Genomic DNA, 19,669 nt, shown 5'->3' on the forward strand with positions numbered 1-19,669 from the left:
GGTCCAGAGTCGTCGCGACTACTCCAGCAGGCCCAGCGCGCGGCGGCGCTCGATGCCGCGCAGCCGCCCCTTCTCCACGCGGCCGGTGACCGTGGTCGGCAGGGCGTCGACGACCTCGATGCGCGACGGACGCTTGAAGCGGGCCAGGCGCGTCTCCACGTGCGTACGCACGGCGGCGGCGACCTCGTCGGCGTCCCGGTCGGTGCCGTCGGGGACGACGTACGCCACCACGGCCTGCCCGGTGGTCGAGTCCTCGACGCCGATCACGGCGGCGCTGCTGACGCCCTCGACCTCGGCGATCACGTCCTCCACCTCGGAGGGGTAGACGTTGAAGCCGGAGACCACGAGCATGTCGCGCACCCGGTCGACGAGGAAGAGGTCACCGCTGGCGTCGTGGTAGCCGACGTCACCGGTGGACCACCAGCCGTCCTCGCCGGGGGCGTCGGCGCCGTCGGGCCAGTAGCCGCTGAAGAGGTTGGCGCCGCGCACCTGGATCTCGCCGGGGTCGTCGCCCTCGAGGTGGCCGGTGTGCTCGTCGACCAGCCGGACCTCGACGCCCGTCAGGGGGCGCCCGACCGAGCCCGGCACCGACGGGGCGCCCCGCATCGTGGTGGTGACCACGGGGGCCGCCTCGGTGAGGCCGTAGCCCTGGTGCACCTCGAGGCCGGTCTCGGCGGTGAACCGCTCCATCACCTCACCAGCCAGCACCGCGGAGCCCGAGAGCACCAGGCGCACCGGGCCGAGGCGCTCCTTGAGCTGGTCGCGGCCGACCCAGTGGCCGAAGACCGCGGGCGCGACCGGCACCACCGAGATCGCCTCGTCGTCGATCAGGTCGAGGGTGCCCTCGGGGTCGAAGTGGTCGACCAGGACCAGCTTGGCGCGGTGGCGCAGCACGCTGCCCAGCACGGCGTTGAGGCCGTAGACGTGGAAGAGCGGCAGCACGCCGAGGACCACGTCGTCGCCGTGCATCATCGGCGGGTCGGTGTCGGCGACCTGCTCGATGTTGGCCAGGAGCGCGCGGTGGGTGAGCATCGCGGCGCGCGGGCGGCCGCTGGTGCCGGCGGTGTAGAGCAGCACCGCGAGGCGCTCGGGGTCCGCGATCGGCGCGAAGGCCTGGGGCGGCCCGGAGACCAGGTCGGCGTACGTCGTCTCGCCGTCGGCGCCCTCGCCGACCACCACGACGTGCGGGTCCTTGGCCCGGGCGAGGAGCTCGGGCTCGAGCTCGCGTGCGCCTGGGACCGGGCTGCCGGCCAGGGCGGCCTGCACCATCGCGACCGCCTCACGGGCGCTGGCGACGGTGGTGGCGTCGGCGACGATGAGGCGCGAGCCGGAGTCGGCGATCATCCGGGCCAGGTCGTAGGGCTCGGTACGCGGGTTGACCGGCACGGAGACGGCGTGGGCGCGCAACGTGCCCAGGTAGGTGGTGACGAACTCGAGGCGGTTGCCCAGCACCAGCATCACCCGGTGGCCGCCGACGACGTGCAGCCGGTTGAGGCCGTGGGCCACCCGGGCGACCTCGTCCTCGAGGCGCTCCCACGTCAGGCTGCGGCCTCCCACCTCCACCAGGGCGAGGCGGTCCGGGCTCTCCGCAGCAGCGGAGGCCACGAGGTCGGAGACGTCAGTGGGACTCGGCATGCTGGTGATACTGGCACATCCGACCACCCCCTCTCGCCTAGTCTGGACACGTGACCCAGTCGGAGAAGCACCGGCCGCCCGCTCGGCCACAGGACCTGCGCCGCCGCTCGACGCTGGCCGGGGAGGCCGCCGCGGCCACCGCCGAGGTGGAGAACGCCCTCTCCCTGCCCCAGGACGACCGCGCCGCGGCCTTCTTCGACGTGGACAACACCGTGATGCAGGGCGCGAGCATCTACCACCTGGCCAAGGGCCTCTACAAGCGCCACTTCTTCTCCACCAAGGACATCGTCGGCGCCGTCTACAAGCAGGCCTACTTCCGCTTCGTCGGGGTCGAGGACCCCAGCCACATCGCGGAGACCCGCGAGTCGGCCCTCGGCTTCATCAAGGGCCACACCGTCGCCGAGCTCGAGGAGCTGGGCGAGGACATCTTCGACGAGGCGATGGCGCACCGGATCTGGCCCGGCACCCGGGCGCTGGCCCAGATGCACCTCGACCAGGGTCAGCGGGTCTGGCTGGTGACGGCGGCCCCGATCGAGATCGCCTCGACCATCGCGCGCCGCCTCGGCCTGACGGGGGCCATGGGCACCGTGGCCGAGCGCGAGGACGGCGTCTACACCGGCCGTCTGGTCGGCGACCTGCTCCACGGCCCGGCCAAGCGCGAGGCGATCCTGGCTCTCGCCGAGCGGGAGGGGCTCGACCTGGCCCGTTGCTCGGCCTACTCCGACTCCTCCAACGACCTGCCGATGCTCGAGCTGGTCGGCCACCCGGTCGCCATCAACCCCGACTCCGAGCTGCGCGCGCACGCCCGGGCCCACGGCTGGGAGATCCGCGACTACCGCACGGGACGCAAGGCGGCCCGGCTCGGCCTGCTGGCCGGTGCCGTCGGTGGCGTCGTCGCGGGTGGCGTCGCCGCCGGGCTCGCGGCCCGCGGCCGCCACCGCTGAGCGTCAGCCGAAGACTCAGCCGAAGACGGAGTCGCGCTCGAGCAGCAGCGAGAAGAGGGTCTGCTGGATCGTCTCGCGCACCTGGTCGGTGAGGTTGAAGACCAGCATCGGGTCCTCGGCCTCGGCCTCCGTAGGCGTCGGTGCGGATCGGCTCCCCGAACTCCAGCAGCCACTTCGACGGCAGCGGCACCAGGCCGAGCGGACCGAGCAGCGGGAAGAACGGCGTGATCGGGACGTACGGCAGGTTGAGCATCCGCGCGAGCGTGGGCAGGTTGCCGACGATCGGGTAGATCTCCTCGGCGCGACGACCGAGAGAGGCACGATCGGGACGCCCGTACGCAGCGCTGCCGACACGAAGCCGCCGCGGCCGAAGCGCTGCAGCTTGTAGCGCTCGGTGAAGGGCTTGCCGATCCCCTTGAACCCCTCGGGCCAGACACCGACCAGCTCGCCGCTGGTCAGCATCCGCTCCGCGTCGGCCTGGCAGGCGAGCGTCGCGCCGAGGCGACGGGCCATGCCAGCCACGACGGGGAGGCGGAAGACCAGGTCGGCGCCGAGCGGGCGCAGAAAGCGGTCGGTCTGGTCGTGCACCGTGACCATGGTCATCAGCGCGTCGATCGGGACCGTGCCGGAGTGGTTGGAGACGACCAGGGCACCGCCCTCGTCGGGGATGTTGTCGATGCCGCGCACCTCGATGCGGAACCACTTCTCCGCCAGCGGGCGCAGCATGGCCAGCAGCAGCCGCTCGGTGAGCTCGGCGTCGAAGCCGAAGTCGTCGATCTCGTAGTTGCCCTCGAGGCGGCGGGGTGAACGACATCAGCTCCGCCAGGCGTCGCTCCCACTGGCCGCCGAGGACCTCGCGGGCGCCGGACTCGATGGCGTGCTTCCAGTCGGCGAGCGGGATGCCGGGGATCGCGCCACGGTCGTGGGTGGTGGTGGAGGAGGAGGTCGCGGTCTGCTCGCCGGCCTTCTTCGGCGTCGGTGCGGGCTCCTGCTCGGCGGCGGGTGCGGGCGCGACCTGCTCTGCGGCGTGCTCTGCCGCCTGCTGGGCCTCCGCCTGCTTCGCTGCCTCGGCAGCGGCCTTGGCGCCGCGCGAGGCGGCGGGGGGACGCGGCGTACGCCGTTCCCCTGCGGCCCCGGACCCGCCGGCGAGACCGCGGGCGGCGGCGGAGGGCTTCGTACGCCCACTGCCACGACCGGGAGGGCCGTTGGTGCCGATCGGGATGATCTCTGCCTCAGGCACGCCGCGCTCCTGCCGTTGCCGGGGTGGACTCAGCCTCCAGACTCTCGGCGAAGTCCGCAAGGGCGTCCCTGGTCGTCCACTGCGGGCTGAAGCCCAGGACGGTGCGCATGCAGGTGGTGTCCACACCACGACCGTAGGTCAGGAAGGCCAGCTGCTCGCGGGAGAAGTCCGTCAGGCGGGCGGAGCGCAGAGCGCTGGCGGTGCGTCCGATCGCGAAGGCAGGCATCGGGACGTTGGCCTTGCCGAGGTGGCGGATGACCTGCGAGAGCAGCAGCATCCCGTCACCGGCGATGTTGAAGGTGCCGCCCACGTCGGTGGTGGCGGCATGGCGCAGGACCGCGAAGAGGTCGGTCTCGTGCAGGAACTGCACGCGCGGGTCGTAGCCGAGGACGGTCGGCACGAACGGCATGCGCAGGTAGTTGGTCAGCGGGCTGACGACGTGCGGGCCGATGACGTTGGCGCAGCGCAGCGTGGTGACGCGGACGTCGGGGCGGCGGCGGGCGAAGCCGCGGACGTAGCCCTCGATCTCGTAGACGTCCTGGGCGTAGCCGGAACGCGGGACCGACTTGGGCCCCATGTCCTCGGTGAACATCGCGGGGTCGCGGCTGCTGGCGCCGTAGACCGTGGTCGTCGACTTCACGACCAGGTGCTTGACCGTCTCGACCTTCTGGCAGGCAGCGAGGAGCTGCATCGTGCCGATGACGTTGAGCTCCTTCATGGCGTTGCGACCGCCGGACCTGCCGGGGGTCGCGATGACGCTCATGTGGACGACGGTGTCGACCTGCTCACGCGCGATGACCTTAGCGATGACGGGGTTGCGGATGTCCGCACGGACGAACGAGACGTCGCCGATGTCCCCGCGGGGCGGGACGACGTCCACCCCGATGACACGGTCGATGGAGGGGTCGGCTGCTGCGTGGCGCGCAAAACGGCGCCCGATGTCCCGGGATATCCCGGTGACCAGCACGACCCTCCCCATGGCCGCGAAGTCTTACTTGCCGAGCTTGCGACGCTGCACGCGCGTCTTCTTCAGCAGCTTGCGGTGCTTCTTCTTCGACATACGCTTGCGGCGCTTCTTGATGACAGATCCCATGGGACCACCTTTCACACGTACAACGGGCCGAGCGAGCCGGTCGACCCGTCGAGCCTGACAAGGGTAACGGCCCGGCCGCCCCGAGCCGAAACTGGTTCGACAGGTGGGGAGGCCGGGCCGCCGCTCCTCCAGGGTCAGCCCGCGTTGAAGAAGCTCTTGCGCAGGTAGTCGTTGACGTCGTCCTCGGTGACCCGGAACGAACGACCCACGCGCACCGCCGGGAGCTCGCCCGAGTGGACGAGGCGGTAGACGGTCATCTTGGAGACACGCATCACTGCGGCGACCTCGGCGATCGTCAGGAACTTGATGTCCGACATGTCCGACGGATTCACCATGGCACACCGATCCTTCTTGGCCGCACGGCACCGGCTTCCCCACCGGTGTCACAGAACGTGTGGCGCGTGAGGTGAGAATAGAACTTATGTGACTGGTGAGGAAGAAGAATCCTCAGCAAAATCACGCGAACCCGGCGTGTCGCGTTGATTTAACCCAAATTGGGGCACTCGGGTCGAGTTGCAGCCGTGTGGTTCTGGGTTGCTTGGCGCAGCCTCAGGGCAGCGGGTCCATGCCGTGCAGGGGGAAGACCTCCATCCGCGTGGCGTGGATCGCGCGGTCGAGCCAGGTCTCCGGGTCGTAGCCGTCACGCCAGTCGCGGTAGGCCGGCACCCGGCCGTCGGTCATCCGGAAGGGCACGCTCTCGCCGAGCTTCGAGGCGACGTAGTCGCGCCAGGTCGCGGGGGTGGCGGCGTGCGGGTCGATGGGTTGGCCGGACAGGATCGCCAGCAGGTGGGTCCAGGCGCGGGGGACGACCGACGAGATGGAGTAGCCGCCGCCACCAGTCGCCACCCACTTGCCCTCGGTGAGCTCGTGGGCGAGGTCGTGCAACGCCTCGTACGCCGCTCGTTGGCCGTCGACGCTGAGCATGAGGTGGGTGAGCGGGTCCTCCATGTGCGAGTCGCAGCCGTGCTGGGTGACCAGGACCTGCGGCTGGAACTCGCGCAGCAACGGCGGTACGACGGCGTGGAAGGCCCGGAGCCAGCCGCGTCGGCGGTGCCCGGCGGGAGGGCGACGTTGACCGCGCTGCCCTCGGCGCCCGGACCGCCGGTGTCGGAGGGGAAGCCGGTGCCGGGGAAGAGCATCTGCCCGGTCTCGTGCAGGGAGATGGTGAGGACGCGCGGGTCGTCCCAGAAGACCTTCTCGACCCCGTCGCCGTGGTGGGCGTCGACGTCGACGTAGGCGATGCGCTCGACGCCCTGCTCCAGCAGCCAGGTGATGCCGACGGCGACGTCGTTGTAGATGCAGAAGCCGCTGGCGCGGTCGGGCATGGCGTGGTGGAGGCCGCCGGCGATGTTGGCGCTGTGCAACGACTCGCCGCTGTGCACCTGGCGGAAGGCCTCGACGCTCGCGCCGACCACGTGGGCGGAGGCGTGGTGCATGTCGAGGAAGACCGGGTTGTCGTCGGTGCCGAGGCCGTGGCGGGGTCGGTCAGGCCGTGGCCGGTGCCGACGCGCTGGACCGCCTCGATGAGCGACTCGGAGTGGACCTTCGCGATCAGCTCGAGGTCGGCCATCGGGGCGGGCACCAGCTGGAGGCCGCCGTCGACCAGGCCGAACTCCTCGGCCAGTCGCATGGTGAGGTCGACCCGGATGGGCGCCATCGGGTGCTCAGGACCGAAGTTGTACTCCGTCAGCGACGTGTCGTAGACGACAGTCGCCGGGCCGTGACACTCCACCATGGGTGGGACGGTACTCGCTGGATGTGCTCTCCATCTCACCGTCCTCCGATTCGGTCACTGGGCGGTGGGCACGGTGCGGCGAGCGGTCAGGAGCCGGCGAGCTCCACCGAGCGGTCGCGCGCCGCGGCGGTAGCTGCGACGAAGGCGGCGCGGAGGCCGTGCTGCTCGAGCTGGCCGAGCGCGGCGGCGGTGGTGCCGCCGGGCGAGGTGACCTGCTCGCGCAGGAGCGTCGGGTGGGTGCCGGTCTCGCTCAGCATGGTGGCGGAGCCGAGGAGGGTCTGCACGGCCAGCTCGGTGGCGACGTCGCGCGGCAGCCCGAGGTGGACGCCGGACTCGATGAGCGCCTCGGCGACGAGGAAGACGTAGGCGGGGCCGGAGCCGGAGATCGCGGTGACCGCGTCGATCTGCTTCTCGGGCAGGGTGAGGACGCGGCCGCAGGCGCTGAGCAGCGACTCGGCCTCGGCGAGCGCGTCGTCGGTGGCGGCGGAGCCGGGCGACATGACCGACATGCCCGCACCGACCAGGGCGGGGGTGTTGGGCATGACGCGGATGACCACGACGCCGGCGGGGACGAGGCCCTCGAGGGTGGCGATGGTGACGCCGGCGGCGAGCGAGATGACGATCTGGCCGGGGCGCAGCGAGTCGGCGACCTCGGTGAGGACGGCGGCGACGACCTGGGGCTTGACCGCGACGACGAGGGTGTCGGCCTGCTGCGCGGCGGTGACGTTGTCGACGACTGCGATGCCGTGCTTCTCGGTGAGCTCGCGGGCGCGCGCCTCGCGCTTCTCCCCCACCAGGAGGGAGTCGAGCGGGCGGCCGGCACGGATCAGTCCGGCGAGCACGCTCTCGCCCATGGCGCCGGCACCCAGGATCGCGGTCTTCGTCATGCGGGCCATTCTGCCCGTACCCGCCGACAGCCGTGGGCGGACGTCACCCGAACTGGGGAACTCTCCGCGCGCCCACGCCTGCTCAGGCGTGGTTCTCCACAACCAGCCGTGGACGCGGGCCCATCCCGGTGCTGATTTCCCTACGCTCCCGAACAGTCACCTCGGGAAAGGCCCTCCATGCGTCGACGTACGTCCACCCTCCGCCCCCTCCTGTCCGCCGGGCTCCTCTCGCTCGCCCTCCTGTTGACGGGGTGTGCCAAGGACGAGCCGAAGCCGAAGTTCGAGGAGCCTGCGGCCTCGCCGACGCCGACTCCGGTCGAGGAGACGGCTGAGGAGTTTCTCGAGCGCTGGGCACGCCTCGACAGGGAGATGCAGAACACCGGGGAGACGGAGGAGTACCGGGCGATCACGCCGGGCTGCAAGGCATGCATCGCTTATGCCGATCGCGTCGACAAGATCTACGCAGCGGGCGGCGAAATCGTTGCTGAGGGCAAGACGATCCAAGGATCGAGCGCTCTCGGCACAAGCCAAGTACTCGTTTCAGCTCGGATCGGACCACCCAGTACCGAGAAAGCTCCGGATCCCCAACCAGGTCCATGAAGGGAGGGGAGAGCCGGTACGTCGTGACGCTCGAGAAGCGGCGGCAGGGCTTCGTCCTCACCGACATCAAGGAACAAGGATGAACCGCTGGGCTTTCGTCATCTGCGTGCTGCTTCTCGGGGTCCTCAGCGTTGCTGGCCCAGCGTCAGCTGCCGCCCCTCCCCCGTGCGCGGACGACACAGGCCTCGATGAGGCAGAAATGTCCTGCGAGAAGCCGGTGACGCCAGAAGAAGCGCGTCAGTACATCGAAGAACACGGGAGCGGCCCCCAGGCCACTCACGTCTACAGGACCGTCGCCCAATGCACACCCACCAGTTCCGACAGCGGGGGTGGTTGCACAGTGCTGCAGTGCCCCAACGGCGAGCCCGGCTCGCTCTACTCGCTTGAAGAGTCCCCCATCCAGGCCGACCCACGGATCTGGACGCACATCGCGTTCGTCTGCCTCGAATCCGCCGACGAGCTCCAGACCATCTCCGCCGCCGACGTCGCCCGCGAGTTCAAACGACTCACCTGGCCCGCCGCCCGCATGACCATCCAGCCACCCGACGGCGAAACCCTGGTCAACCTGCCCACCATCTTCTTCACCAACGACACCAGCACACAGACCCAGACCGTCACCCTGCTCGGCCAGACCGTCGAGATCGAAGCCACCCCCGCCGAATGGACCTGGCACTGGGCCACCCCCGGCGACGACGGCACCCCCGACGACCGACAACCCTTCACCACCGCCGACCCCGGCTCACCCCACCCCAACGCCACCGTCACCCACGCCTACACCCGCGCCGACGCCACCGTCAGACACGACTCGACGTCACCTACACCGGACAGTTCCGCGTCAACAACGGCCCCTGGGAAGACATCCCGAGACCCACACCGTCAACGGCGACCCCCAGAACCTCCGCGTCCTCGAAGCACGCCCACCCTCGTTCGTGACACCCCAACCAGCTCGCCATGAAGACATCTCGAAAGGCCTTTCATGCGTCGACGAAACGCCACGCTCCGTCCCCTGCTCTGTGCCGGGCTCCTCTCGCTCACCCTGCTGTTGACGGGGTGCGCCGAGGACGAGCCGAAGCCGAAGTTCGAGGAGCCTGCAGCCTCCCCGACGCCTAGTCCGGTCGAGGAGACGGGAGGAGTTCATTCAAGCGGTGGGCGCTTCTCGAGAAGGAGATGCAGAACACCGGGAGACCGAGGAGTACCGGGCGATCCCACGCCGGGTTGCAAGGCGTGCGTCACGTTGGCCGATCGCGTGGATGCGATCTATGGAGCGGGCGGCTACATCAAGGCGGGAGGCCGCACGGTGGTCTCGACCCAGCCGAGCGGCGCGAATGAGCACCACGTCATCGTGACCATCAAACCCACGACCTATGTGGAAACCACCGGTGGCCCGGAACAGTCCATGGCAGGAGGAACGAGCGAGTACTTGGTCACGTTGAAGGAACGAGAGTCCGGATATGTCCTAACTGACTACGTCAAGATCGCATCATGACGCGCCTGATCGGTGCGGGTCTCATGCTGCTATTCGCTTTCGTTGCCATCCCTGGCACCGCTCGGGCAGACAACCCATGCCCTGTTGCCGGAGACCTGGGCGAGGTTGGCGCCGATTGCGAGACCCCCATCTCTAAAGCCGAGGCACGGGCACGCATTAGCCAGAAGGGAAGTGGTCCTGCCGCGACCCACGTGTACAGAGCCGTGCCTCAGTGCAACCCGACAACGATCCGCGAGGACGGCAGTTGCTCGTTCATTCCTTGCACGGGTGCCGAGCCTGGGTTTCGGCACTCCTTGGAGGAATCCCCCATCAACGCTGACCCGAGGGTCTGGACGCGCATCGCGTTCGTCTGCCTCGAATCCGCCGACGAGCTGCAAACCATCTCCGCCGCCGACGTAGCCCGCGAGTTCAAACGCCTCACCTGGCCCGCCGCCCGCATGACCATCCAGCCACCCGACGGCGAAACCCTGGTCAACCTGCCCACCATCTTCTTCACCAACGACACCAGCACACAGACCCAGACCGTCACCCTGCTCGGCCAGACCGTCGAGATCGAAGCCACCCCCGCCGAATGGACCTGGCACTGGGCCACCCCCGGCGACGACGGCACCCCCGACGACCGACAACCCTTCACCACCGCCGACCCCGGCTCACCCCACCCCAACGCCACCGTCCCACGCCTACACCCGCGCCGACGCCACCGTCAGACCACGACTCGACGTCACCTACACCGGACAGTTCCGCGTCAACAACCCCTGGGAAGACATCCCCGAGACCCACACCGTCAACGGCGACCCCCAGAACCTCCGCGTCCTCGAAGCACGCCCCACCCTCGTGCGCTGATGCGGGCAGGGAGGCAGGCAGGGGTCAGGCGCAGGGGTCAGGCGCGGGGGGTGAGCCGTACGGGAGCGCGCCGACCTCGACGGTCCTGCCACCGCTGACCAGGAAGAGCTGGCCGTGGGGTCCGGTCCACAGGTGGTCGGGCGAATGGCTGGGCCTGACCCCCGGTCCGGCCGCCGGGTCGGGCACGACGTCGTACCGCCAACGGCCGTCGGTCTTGGCCCGGTGGTGTCGTCGGCACAACGGCGCGAGGTTGTCGGGCGTGGTGCCCGGACCTGACGGATCGTCGGGATCCCAGGGCACGACGTGGTCGAGGTCGCCGGACCGCGCATCACGACCGCAGAACGGGAAGACGCAACCGCGGTGCCGCAGCACCACCTGCCGACGCATCCGTGGCGGCGGATCGTGCCGCGGACTCCACGACGCATCGGCGAGGTCGACCACCGGAGTCACCGTCACCCGCGTGACGCCCAGCCATGCCTTCAACATTTCAGTCGTGACCGGGCCGAACCGCTCGACCTCAGCGATCGCCGCGTCGTCCGACCCGCCACCCGCGGCCAGCGTCGCCAGGTCCGCCAGCGAGGCGTGGACGTACAGCTTGAGTGCCTGCCTCGGTCCGCCGCCGGTCTTGGACGCGGCAGCGCCCTCCGCCGCGAACCCGAACGCGAGCTGGTCAGCACCTTCGCGGGCCAGCGACACCAATGCCTTCACCCGCCGCGCCCCGACCGCGTCGTCGTCGCCCGCCGCGGCCAGGGCGTCGGCGTCGGTGTTGATCCGGTCCATCACCTCACCCAGAGCGACGGTGTCACCGACCGCCCGCAGTTCGGAGGTCCCCGCCCAGCCCCGTGGATGGGTCAGCTGCACGTCCCACCGCGCACGCTCAGCGGCTTCTTTCTCCTTCTGGCCCGCCGGATCCACCCGCGCCACCGCGAGCGCGATCAGCCGGTCCAACGCCGCCGCCCCGATCGAGCCAGCAGCGCCGATCAGCTGCCGGTCGACCCATCGCGCCGATTCCGGCGACAACGACCGCGTCGCGGTGGCGATCCGCCGCGCCTTCCACACCGCGACGTCGAGGGCCCGCACCTGGTCCCACAACCGCGGCAACCGGTGCGCCAGGTCCAGCACGTCAGCGAGCATCGTCTGCGCCGACGCCGGCGAGACCCGCAATGCACCCGCCAGCGGCTCGGCCGTGAAGGCCGCGACCCCTGGCGTACCGTCGCCGCCGGGGAACTCGTCAGCCGAGAGCACCCCGCCCTCACCCACCGCAGGGTGGGCGTAGGCCCACCGCAGCACCCACTCCAGCTGCTGCACCTCGACCAGCGCGACCAGGTCGCGGTGCTCGGCGACGGCCGCGAGCATCGAGCGCTCGTCGAGGTCGTCTGCGGTGGTGGCTTCCATGGATCAACCCAACCAGGGGGCGCCGACAGTTTCGAAAGGCGGTTTTCAGGCTGGCGACAAGACGGCACGATGGGCGCATGCTCCGCTTCCCCGCACCCCTCGAGCCCGGCGACACCATCGGCGTGACCGCTCCCTCCGCAGGCGCGTCCGGCCCGGGCATGGACCGCCTGAGGTTCTGCATGGACTGGCTCCGCGACAAGGGGTACGAGGTCGTCGTCGGCGACTGCCTCGAGGGCGGCGGCGTCACCTCCGCCCCGTCGAGCAGCGGGCCGCCGAGCTCACCTCCATGCTGGCCGACCCGGCAATCCGCTGCGTCCTGCCGCCGTGGGGCGGGGAGACCGCGATCGACCTCGTCGACCTGCTCGACTGGGACACCCTCACCGCCGCCGAACCGACCTGGATGGTCGGCTTCTCCGACCTCTCCACGCTGCTGCTGCCGATCACCACCCGCCTCGGCTGGGCCACTGTCCACGGCGACAACCTCGCCGACACCCCCTACCGCCAACCCGACGGACTCCTCTCCTGGCTCGAGCTCGCCTCGTCTCCCGGACCGCACGTCCAGCGCGACTCCGGACTCATCACCACCTGGGGCGACTTCGCCGAGGAGCCGCGCGGCACCGAGTGGAAGCCAGTCGGCGAGGGCAGCTGGCGCCTGCACGGTGCCGACCGGCTCACCGCCACCGGCCGCCTCGTCGGAGGCTGCGTCGAGACGGTCGGCCACCTCGCGGGCACCGCGTACGGCGACGTCGCCTCCTTCGGTCGCGAACACGCCGACGACGGCCTCATCGTCTACCTCGAGGCCTGCGAGGACCCGGCGTACTCGATCTGCCGCCACCTGCACACGATGCGACTGGCCGGCTGGTTCGACCACGCCACCGCGATCCTCATCGGTCGCACCCGAGCCCCGACCAGCGACGGGCTGACGCAGGACGAGGCCGTGCTCGACGCCCTCGGCCGCCTCGACCTGCCGATCGTGCTCGACCTCGAGATCGGCCACGTCGGCCCTCACCTGCCGCTGGTCAACGGCGCGCTCGCGACCGTCACCGTCGACGGCGACACCCGTACGATCACGCAGGAGCTGCGCTGACGGCTCGGCGCTGGCTCAGCTCTGGGCTCAGCCCTGGGTGGTCGTCTGACCGAGGTGCGTACGCGCGAACTCCAGCGACTCGCGCAGGTCGGCGACCCGCTCCTCCTTGCTGGAGCAGCGGCGGGTGTTGATCTCCAGCACCACCGCGCCGTCGAAGCCCGTCTCGACGATGTGCTGCAGGAACTTGTCCGCCCCCATGGTCCCGCGGCGGGCACCAGGTGCTCGTCCTTGGCGCTGCCGGTGCCGTCGGTGAGGTGCACGTGCTGCAGCCGTGACCCCATCCGCTGGGCCATCTCGATGACGTCGTCGCCTGCGATCGCGGCGTGGGAGATGTCGATGGTGGTGTGCGCGAAGCTGCCGGACGAGGGGTCCCAGTGCGGCAGGTACATCCCGCCCGCGGTGACGCCCCGCTTGCCGGCGGTCGCGCGCCACGGATACATGTTCTCGACCGCGAAGTGCAGCCCGGTCGACTCCTCCAGGCCCGCGATGCCCTCCTCGAAGCGCGCCGCGTACTCCTTCTGCCAGCGGAACGGCGGGTGCACGACGACGGTCGGGGCGCCCAGCGCGTGCGCCAGCGCCGCCGAGCGGTGGAGCTTGCCCCACGGCTCGGTGCCCCAGACCCGCTGCGTCCACAGCAGGCACGGCGCGTGCACGGCGCAGACCGGCATCTCGTGGTGGTCGGAGAGCTGCTTGAGCGCCGCCGTCTGCTGGGCGACGCCGTCCATCCCGACCATCACCTCGACGGCGTCGTAGCCGACCTGCGCCGCGTAGGCGAAGCCCGCGGCCGTCGACTCGGGATAGATCGAGACCGTGGAGAGACCCACCGTGATCGCCATGTCAGCCCGCGCTCAGTCGAGGATGGAGATCTGGTCGAAGCGCTCGAGAATGACTCCCTCGCGCAGCGCCCACGGGCAGATCTCGAGCTCGGACAGGTCGAAGATGTCCATCACCCCTTGGGCGACCAGGGCACCGGGCAGCATCTGGTGCGCACGGCTCGGGGAGACCCCGGGCAGGTCGGCCATCTTCTCCGGCGGGGTGGCGATCAGCGTCGGCAGCCAGGCCTCCAGGTCGTCGCGGCGCAGCGTACGGGGCACGAGGTGGCCCTCCGACGACGGCGCGGCGCCGCAGATGCGGGCCAGGGAGCGGAAGGTCTTGGAGGTGGCGGCCGCTCGGTGCGGGGCGCCGTGGCGCAGCAGGTGGCCGGCGTCGCGGGCGATCTCGGAGCGGATCCGGCGACGCAGCTCGCGCAGGGTGACCTCGTCGGGCTCGGCCCCGCCGAAGAAGTCGCGGGCCAGGCGCGCGGCTCCCAGCGGGATCGACCAGGCGACGTCGGGCGACTCGTCGGGCCCGCCGGCGATCTCGAGCGAGCCGCCGCCGATGTCGAAGACGGCCAGGCGTCCGGCCGACCAGCCGAACCACCGGCGTACGGCCAGGAAGGTCAGCCGCGCCTCGTCCTCCCCCGACAGCACCTCGATGCGGGTGCCGGTCTTCTCCGCGACGTGGTCGAGCACCTGGTCGGTGTTGTCGGCCTCGCGCACGGCCGAGGTGGCGAAGGCCAGCATCTCCTCGCAGCCCCTGTCCTCGGCGACCTCCATCGCGGCGGCCGTGAAGTCGGTCAGCGCGTCGATCCCGGCCTGCGACAACGACCCGTCGGCGGTGAGGTGCTCGGCGAGGCGGAGCGGCTCCTTGTAGGAGAAGGCGGGCAGCGGCGCAGCGCCTCCGTGGGCGTCCACGACGAGCAGGTGGCCCGTGTTGGAACCGATGTCGAGGACTCCCAGCCGCATGGCCACCAACCTACCCGGCCGATCGTTCGGACAGGCAGCAGTCGCCCAGAACCTAGAATCGGCAGGTGCCCGAAGTCGACCTCGTTTTTCCCCGCGCCCACGTCGAGTTCGCCGACCCCGCCGACGCCGACCAGGTCTTCCGCTGCGACCTGACCTGGCTCACCTCCGCCTGGACCTGCATCTTCGGCCAGGGCTGCCCGGGCATCTACGACACCTCCCCCGACGTCGGCTGCTGCACCCTCGGCGCGCACTTCTCCGACGCCGAGGACGAGCAGCGGGTGGCGGGCTTCGTGGCCCAGCTGACGCCTGCGCAGTGGCAGCAGCACCCCGGCCGTGAGGTCGAGGAGGGCGACTGGATCGCACTGGACGACGACGGCGAGCGCAAGACCCGGGTCACCACGGTCGACGACCAGCCGGCCTGCGTCTTCGCCAACCGCCCCGGCTTCGCGGGCGGCGAGGGGTGCGCGCTGCACGGCCTGGCGCTGCAGGTCGGCCGCGACCCGCTCGAGACCAAGCCCGACGTCTGCTGGCAGCTGCCGATCCGGCGCACCTACCGCACCGTCGAGCTGCCCGACGACACGTCGTACCTCGAGATCTCCATCGGCGAGTACGACCGTCGTGGCTGGGGCCCGGGCGGGCACGACCTGGACTGGTACTGCTCGGGCAACACCGAGGCGCACGTCGCCGTCGAGCCCGTCTACGTGTCGTACGCAGCCGAGCTCACCGAGCTCATGGGCGCACCGGCGTACGCAGCCCTGGTCGCGCACTGCGAGGCGCACGTTCGGTCGCGCTCCGCACTGGCGATACACCCTGCCACCCGCGCTGCGCAAGGGTGACGCCGCTCCTGACCAACACCCTCGACGTCAAGAGACCTTGACCCCGGTTTAGGTCTGACATCTGGGGTGTGGGAACAATCTCAGCATGCGCCTCGACCACCTCAGCTACGCCGCTGGCCCTGACGGACTCGCAGGGACCGCCGCGCGTCTCGGCGAACTGCTCGGCGCCGAGTTCGTGGACGGTGGGGTCCACCCCCGGTTCGGCACCCGCAACCGCACGCTCGCGCTGGCGAACGACACGTACCTCGAGATCGTCGAGGTTCTGGACCACCCCGCCTCCGACAAGGCCCCCTTCGGGCAGGCCGTGCGCGCCCGCTCCGCCCTCGGCGGCGGCTGGCTCGGCTGGGTCGTCAAGGTCCGCGACATCTCGCACGCCGAGCGTCGCCTCGGCCGTGAGGCCGTGCAGGGCAACCGCCACCGCCCCGACGGCACCGAGCTCCGTTGGAAGCAGGTCGGCGTCAACGGCCTGATCTCCGACCCGCAGCTGCCCTTCTTCGTGCAGTGGCAGACCAGCAAGGAGCTCCACCCGAGCGCCGGCGCCGACGGCTCGCTCGCGCTGGAGCGCCTGGAGATCGCCGGTGACCCGCAGCGCGTCAGCGAGTGGCTCGGCCAGTCCGTCGAGGCTCCCCTCGAGGACATCGACGTCGAGTGGGTCGCGCCCAACGGCACCCCCGGCATCATGGCCGTCCAGTTCCGCACCCCGAACGGCCTGGTCCGGATCTGACCGCGTGGCGAGGACTCGCGCCGCACGGCGTGCGGCCGAGCCCCAACATCTGGCACCACACCGCGACGTACGAGGTCGAGAACCGCGCCGTCGACCCTGACGGCCACCTGGTCGCGGCGATGCGCGAGGTCGCGTCGTGGCGAGCCCGGACCGTGCTCGACCTCGGCTGCGGCACCGGCTTCCACCTGCCTTTCTTCGCCGAGGAGGCCGCGCAGGTGATCGGCGTCGAGCCGCACCCGCCGCTGGTGCAGCTCGCGCGGCGGCGCACGAAGTCGCTCCCGCACGTCTCGGTCCTGGGCGGCACCGCCCAGCAGGTGCCGCTGCCCGACGCGTCGGTCGACGTCGTGCACGCGCGCTGGGCCTACTTCTTCGGCCCCGGCAGCGAGCCCGGGCTGGCGGAGCTGGACCGCGTCGTACGCCGCGGGGGCACCGCGATGGTGATCGACAACGACGCGACCCGCTCGACCTTCGGGCCTGGTTCCGCCGCGGCTACCCGATGGTCGACCCGGACGCCGTCGAACGGTTCTGGTCCTCGCACGGGTGGCAGCGGCGCAGCGTCGACATGGGGTGGCGCTTCGACACCTGGGCGGACCTCGAGGCCGTGCTCCGCATCGAGTTCGACCCGGCCACCGCGGAGGCCGCGATCGCCGAGCACCGCGAGCGCCACGGGGCCGCGCTGTCGGGGCTGTCGGTCGACTACGCGGTCAACCTGTGGTGGAAGAGCTACTGAGCGGCCTCCGGGGCGGGGCAACGGAGTTGTCGGCGCCCTCCCCTACCGTGCTCGCATGACCAAGTCGACGCGCACCCGTGCCACCTACCGCTGCTCGGAGTGCGGCTGGGAGACCGCCAAGTGGGTGGGCCGCTGCGGCGAGTGCCAGGCCTGGGGCTCGGTCGCCGAGGCCGCTGCCACCGCGCCGTCGGGGCGCACCGCACCGAGCGCGGTCACCTCGCCCGCCGTCCCGATCGGTCAGGTGCCGGTCGAGGACTCCGCCTTCCGCACCAGCGGCATCCCCGAGCTCGACCGCGTACTGGGTGGCGGACTCGTGCCCGGCGCCGCGATCCTGCTGGCCGGTGAGCCCGGCGTCGGCAAGTCGACGCTGCTCCTGGAGGTGGCCGCGCAGACGGCCCGCATGCGGCACCGCACGCTCTACGTCACCGGTGAGGAGTCCGCCTCGCAGGTCCGGCTGCGCGCCGACCGCACCCAGGCCATCCACGACGAGCTCTACCTCGCTGCCGAGACCGACCTGGGTGCGGTGCTCAGCCACATCGAGGAGGTCCGCCCCACCCTCCTGGTCATCGACTCCGTGCAGACCATCGGCGCCTCGGGCGTCGAGGGCGTGCCCGGCGGCGTGACCCAGGTGCGTGAGGTGGCCGCCGCCCTGGTCCGGATGGCCAAGACCCGCAACATCACCACGGTCCTGGTCGGCCACGTCACCAAGGACGGCTCGATCGCCGGCCCGCGCGTGCTCGAGCACGTCGTCGACGTCGTCCTGCACTTCGAGGGCGACCGCAACTCCCGCTTCCGGATGGTCCGGGCGATGAAGAACCGCTTCGGTCCGGTCGACGAGGTCGGCTGCTTCGACCTGGGCGCCGACGGCATCACCGCCGTCACCGACCCGACCGGGCTCTTCGTCGAGCACCACTCCACCCAGGTCCCGGGCACCTGCGTCGCCGTCACCATGGAGGGCCGGCGTCCACTGCTCGCCGAGGTGCAGGCCCTGGTGACACCGACCGCGTCGGAGCGCCCACGGCGTACGACGTCGGGCATCGACTCCTCCCGCCTCTCCATGGTCCTCGCGGTCTTGCAGCAGCACTGCGGGATCCGGCTGCACAACCACGACGTCTTCGTCTCCACGGTCGGCGGCGCCAAGCTCGTCGACCCGGCGAGCGACCTGGCGATCGCGGTCGCGGTGGCTGGCGCCTGCTTCGACGTGGCCGCACCCACCGGGGTCGTGGCGATGGGCGAGATCGGCCTGGCCGGCGAGCTGCGGCGGGTCCGCGACCTCCCGCAGCGCCTCGGCGAGGCGAGTCGTCTGGGCTTCCGGGTGGCCGTCGTCCCGGGCGAGCGGGGCCCGGCGAAGAGCCGGACACCGGAGTCGTGGACCGTCGACGGGATGCGCGTCCTGGACGTGCAGGACGTCGCCTCCGCGCTGCGCCTGCTGCGCCTGACAAGGGGCGACTGACGACGCGCGGGCGCAGCGTGACCGCAGGCGGCGGGAGCCGGTGGACCGGCCGCTACACTGACGCTGACCTGAGGGCTGGGCGTCCTGGGCGCCGACGGACGGAGGGACCACGTGGTCAACATCGAGCGCAGCGAGGAACTCCTGCGCCTACGGGCCACGCTCGCCTCGATCGCCCCCGGCACCACCCTGCGTGACGGCCTCGAACGCATCCTGCGCGGCCGCACCGGCGCCCTGATCGTGCTCGGCCACGACAAGCTGGTCGAGTCGATCTGCACCGGCGGCTTCACCCTCGACGTCCCCTTCACCGCCACCGGGCTGCGCGAGCTGGCCAAGATGGACGGCGCGATCATCCTGGACAAGGACGTCTCGCGCATCCACCGTGCCGCGGTGCACCTGATGCCCGACCACACGATCCACTCCGACGAGACCGGCACCCGTCACCGCACCGCCGACCGGGTGGCCCGCCAGACCGGCTTCCCCGTCGTCTCGGTCTCGCAGTCGATGCAGATCATCGCGATCTACGTCGGCGAGACCCGCCACGTCCTCGAGGACGCCGGCCAGATCCTGTCCCGCGCCAACCAGGCCCTGGCGACGCTGGAGCGCTACAAGCTGCGCCTCGACGAGGTCTCCTCCACGCTGTCGGCGCTGGAGATCGAGGACCTCGTCACCGTCCGCGACGTCGCCGTCGTGGCCCAGCGCCTCGAGATGGTCAGCCGGATCTCCGCCGAGATCGAGGACTACGTCCTGGAGCTCGGCACCGACGGCCGACTGCTCTCCCTGCAGCTGGAGGAGCTCATCACCGGCGTCGACGCCGACCGCGAGCTGGTCATCCGCGACTACCTGCCGGCGAGCAAGAAGCAGAAGTCACCCGCCGAGGTGCTGGCCGCCCTGGGTGCGCTCTCCCCCACCGAGCTCGTCGACCCCGCCGCCGTCGCCAAGGCGCTGGACCTCACCACGGGTGACCACCTCGACGGCGCCGTCGCCCCGCGCGGCTTCCGCCTCCTGGCCAAGGTGCCGCGCCTCCCCGCCACGGTGGTGGAGCGCCTGGTCGAGAACTTCGGCGGGCTGCAGCAGCTGCTCTCCGCCGGCATCGACGACCTGCAGACCGTGGAGGGCGTCGGCGAGCTGCGCGCCCGCTCGGTCCGCGAGGGGCTCTCCCGCCTGGCGGAGTCGAGCATCCTCGAGCGCTACGTCTGA

Annotated in this window: 19 protein-coding genes and 2 pseudogenes; 11 read left to right on the forward strand and 10 right to left on the reverse strand. The window is 71.0% G+C overall.

Going from position 1 to position 19,669, the window contains the following annotated elements; translation table 11 throughout:
• Positions 1-18 precede the first annotated feature (18 nt).
• Complete coding sequence (locus tag E2C04_RS15630; protein ID WP_135833298.1) at positions 19-1,635, reverse strand: class I adenylate-forming enzyme family protein; 1,617 nt, start codon at positions 1,633-1,635, stop codon at positions 19-21.
• A gap of 50 nt (positions 1,636-1,685) precedes the next feature.
• On the opposite strand from E2C04_RS15630, the gene E2C04_RS15635 reads away from it, so the two are divergent.
• The gene (locus E2C04_RS15635; RefSeq protein WP_135833299.1) at positions 1,686-2,579 is read left to right on the forward strand and encodes an HAD family hydrolase; all 894 of its coding nucleotides are present in this window, start codon (positions 1,686-1,688) and stop codon (positions 2,577-2,579) included.
• Between the two features lie 15 nt (positions 2,580-2,594).
• On the opposite strand, the gene E2C04_RS20335 is transcribed toward E2C04_RS15635, so the two are convergent.
• The 6 genes and pseudogenes from E2C04_RS20335 to proC form a co-directional block, all read right to left on the reverse strand.
• The gene (locus E2C04_RS20335) at positions 2,595-3,305 is read right to left on the reverse strand and encodes a lysophospholipid acyltransferase family protein (protein ID WP_238694339.1); all 711 of its coding nucleotides are present in this window, start codon (positions 3,303-3,305) and stop codon (positions 2,595-2,597) included.
• A gap of 506 nt (positions 3,306-3,811) precedes the next feature.
• Positions 3,812-4,798, reverse strand: a complete 987-nt coding sequence (locus E2C04_RS15645) for an NAD-dependent epimerase/dehydratase family protein (RefSeq protein WP_135833300.1) — start codon at positions 4,796-4,798, stop codon at positions 3,812-3,814.
• Between the two features lie 12 nt (positions 4,799-4,810).
• Entirely contained in the window at positions 4,811-4,912 is a 102-nt protein-coding gene (locus E2C04_RS15650) for a 30S ribosomal protein bS22 (RefSeq protein ID WP_110241215.1), read from the reverse strand.
• Positions 4,913-5,046: 134 nt separating this feature from the next.
• Complete coding sequence (locus tag E2C04_RS15655) at positions 5,047-5,247, reverse strand: helix-turn-helix domain-containing protein (protein WP_135833301.1); 201 nt, start codon at positions 5,245-5,247, stop codon at positions 5,047-5,049.
• Positions 5,248-5,461: 214 nt separating this feature from the next.
• Positions 5,462-6,348, reverse strand: a pseudogene (locus E2C04_RS22185) (acetoin utilization protein AcuC).
• A 385-nt stretch (positions 6,349-6,733) separates the two neighbouring features.
• Positions 6,734-7,534 carry a pyrroline-5-carboxylate reductase gene (gene proC / locus E2C04_RS15665; protein ID WP_135833302.1) on the reverse strand — a complete coding sequence of 267 codons (801 nt, stop codon included), beginning with the start codon at positions 7,532-7,534 and terminating at the stop codon, positions 6,734-6,736.
• A gap of 177 nt (positions 7,535-7,711) precedes the next feature.
• Here proC and E2C04_RS15670 point away from each other — a divergent pair, with 177 nt between their 5' ends.
• From E2C04_RS15670 to E2C04_RS15680, 3 genes are all read left to right on the forward strand, one after another.
• Entirely contained in the window at positions 7,712-8,134 is a 423-nt protein-coding gene (locus E2C04_RS15670; RefSeq protein WP_135833303.1) for a hypothetical protein, read from the forward strand.
• A 340-nt stretch (positions 8,135-8,474) separates the two neighbouring features.
• The gene (locus E2C04_RS15675; protein WP_135833304.1) at positions 8,475-9,089 is read left to right on the forward strand and encodes a hypothetical protein; all 615 of its coding nucleotides are present in this window, start codon (positions 8,475-8,477) and stop codon (positions 9,087-9,089) included.
• 291 nt (positions 9,090-9,380) lie between these two features.
• Positions 9,381-9,620 carry a hypothetical protein gene (locus E2C04_RS15680; RefSeq protein ID WP_135833305.1) on the forward strand — a complete coding sequence of 80 codons (240 nt, stop codon included), beginning with the start codon at positions 9,381-9,383 and terminating at the stop codon, positions 9,618-9,620.
• Positions 9,621-10,487: 867 nt separating this feature from the next.
• Here E2C04_RS15680 and E2C04_RS15685 read toward each other — a convergent pair.
• On the reverse strand, positions 10,488-11,858 hold the full coding sequence (locus tag E2C04_RS15685) for an HNH endonuclease (RefSeq protein ID WP_135833306.1): 1,371 nt from the start codon (positions 11,856-11,858) through the stop codon (positions 10,488-10,490).
• A gap of 286 nt (positions 11,859-12,144) precedes the next feature.
• Between E2C04_RS15685 and E2C04_RS15690 the strand changes: the two genes are divergently transcribed.
• Positions 12,145-12,945, forward strand: a complete 801-nt coding sequence (locus E2C04_RS15690) for a S66 family peptidase (RefSeq protein WP_238694340.1) — start codon at positions 12,145-12,147, stop codon at positions 12,943-12,945.
• On the opposite strand, the gene E2C04_RS15695 is transcribed toward E2C04_RS15690, so the two are convergent.
• Entirely contained in the window at positions 12,864-13,781 is a 918-nt protein-coding gene (locus E2C04_RS15695; protein WP_338088788.1) for a sugar phosphate isomerase/epimerase family protein, read from the reverse strand. The genes E2C04_RS15690 and E2C04_RS15695 overlap by 82 nt on opposite strands.
• A 12-nt stretch (positions 13,782-13,793) precedes the next feature.
• A complete protein-coding gene (locus tag E2C04_RS15700; RefSeq protein ID WP_135833307.1) occupies positions 13,794-14,729 on the reverse strand; it encodes a Ppx/GppA family phosphatase in 936 nt (311 codons plus the stop codon).
• Between the two features lie 65 nt (positions 14,730-14,794).
• Between E2C04_RS15700 and E2C04_RS15705 the strand changes: the two genes are divergently transcribed.
• The 6 genes and pseudogenes from E2C04_RS15705 (at position 14,795) to disA (ending at position 19,669) form a co-directional block, all read left to right on the forward strand.
• The gene (locus E2C04_RS15705; protein WP_135833308.1) at positions 14,795-15,565 is read left to right on the forward strand and encodes a DUF3109 family protein; all 771 of its coding nucleotides are present in this window, start codon (positions 14,795-14,797) and stop codon (positions 15,563-15,565) included.
• A gap of 85 nt (positions 15,566-15,650) precedes the next feature.
• Positions 15,651-16,289 (forward strand): VOC family protein, encoded by a 639-nt coding sequence (locus tag E2C04_RS15710; RefSeq protein ID WP_135833309.1) that lies wholly within the window; start codon positions 15,651-15,653, stop codon positions 16,287-16,289.
• A gap of 119 nt (positions 16,290-16,408) precedes the next feature.
• A pseudogene (locus tag E2C04_RS20340) lies at positions 16,409-16,681 on the forward strand (class I SAM-dependent methyltransferase); the annotation flags it as partial.
• A 104-nt stretch (positions 16,682-16,785) separates the two neighbouring features.
• Positions 16,786-17,019, forward strand: a complete 234-nt coding sequence (locus E2C04_RS20345) for a hypothetical protein (protein WP_238694561.1) — start codon at positions 16,786-16,788, stop codon at positions 17,017-17,019.
• A 55-nt stretch (positions 17,020-17,074) separates the two neighbouring features.
• Positions 17,075-18,472 carry a DNA repair protein RadA gene (radA, locus tag E2C04_RS15720; protein ID WP_135833310.1) on the forward strand — a complete coding sequence of 466 codons (1,398 nt, stop codon included), beginning with the start codon at positions 17,075-17,077 and terminating at the stop codon, positions 18,470-18,472.
• Positions 18,473-18,583: 111 nt separating this feature from the next.
• Positions 18,584-19,669, forward strand: coding sequence for a DNA integrity scanning diadenylate cyclase DisA (disA, locus tag E2C04_RS15725; protein WP_135833311.1), 1,086 nt, complete (start codon positions 18,584-18,586; stop codon positions 19,667-19,669).

The sequence above is a fragment of the Nocardioides daphniae genome (genome assembly GCF_004777465.1).
In the GTDB taxonomy this organism is placed as follows: domain Bacteria; phylum Actinomycetota; class Actinomycetes; order Propionibacteriales; family Nocardioidaceae; genus Nocardioides; species Nocardioides daphniae.

Coding starts and splice junctions, on each gene's coding strand:
- E2C04_RS15690 (WP_238694340.1), top strand. CDS start 12,145: ATGCTGGCCGACCCGGCAATCCGCTGCGTCCTGCCGCCGTGGGGCGGG.
- E2C04_RS15700 (WP_135833307.1), bottom strand. CDS start 14,729: ATGCGGCTGGGAGTCCTCGACATCGGTTCCAACACGGGCCACCTGCTC.
- E2C04_RS15670 (WP_135833303.1), top strand. CDS start 7,712: ATGCGTCGACGTACGTCCACCCTCCGCCCCCTCCTGTCCGCCGGGCTC.
- radA (WP_135833310.1), top strand. CDS start 17,075: ATGACCAAGTCGACGCGCACCCGTGCCACCTACCGCTGCTCGGAGTGC.
- E2C04_RS20335 (WP_238694339.1), bottom strand. CDS start 3,305: ATGCTGCGCCCGCTGGCGGAGAAGTGGTTCCGCATCGAGGTGCGCGGC.
- E2C04_RS15645 (WP_135833300.1), bottom strand. CDS start 4,798: ATGGGGAGGGTCGTGCTGGTCACCGGGATATCCCGGGACATCGGGCGC.
- E2C04_RS15685 (WP_135833306.1), bottom strand. CDS start 11,858: ATGGAAGCCACCACCGCAGACGACCTCGACGAGCGCTCGATGCTCGCG.
- E2C04_RS20345 (WP_238694561.1), top strand. CDS start 16,786: ATGGTCGACCCGGACGCCGTCGAACGGTTCTGGTCCTCGCACGGGTGG.
- E2C04_RS15630 (WP_135833298.1), bottom strand. CDS start 1,635: ATGCCGAGTCCCACTGACGTCTCCGACCTCGTGGCCTCCGCTGCTGCG.
- E2C04_RS15655 (WP_135833301.1), bottom strand. CDS start 5,247: ATGGTGAATCCGTCGGACATGTCGGACATCAAGTTCCTGACGATCGCC.
- E2C04_RS15710 (WP_135833309.1), top strand. CDS start 15,651: ATGCGCCTCGACCACCTCAGCTACGCCGCTGGCCCTGACGGACTCGCA.
- proC (WP_135833302.1), bottom strand. CDS start 7,534: ATGACGAAGACCGCGATCCTGGGTGCCGGCGCCATGGGCGAGAGCGTG.
- E2C04_RS15650 (WP_110241215.1), bottom strand. CDS start 4,912: ATGGGATCTGTCATCAAGAAGCGCCGCAAGCGTATGTCGAAGAAGAAG.
- E2C04_RS15695 (WP_338088788.1), bottom strand. CDS start 13,781: ATGGCGATCACGGTGGGTCTCTCCACGGTCTCGATCTATCCCGAGTCG.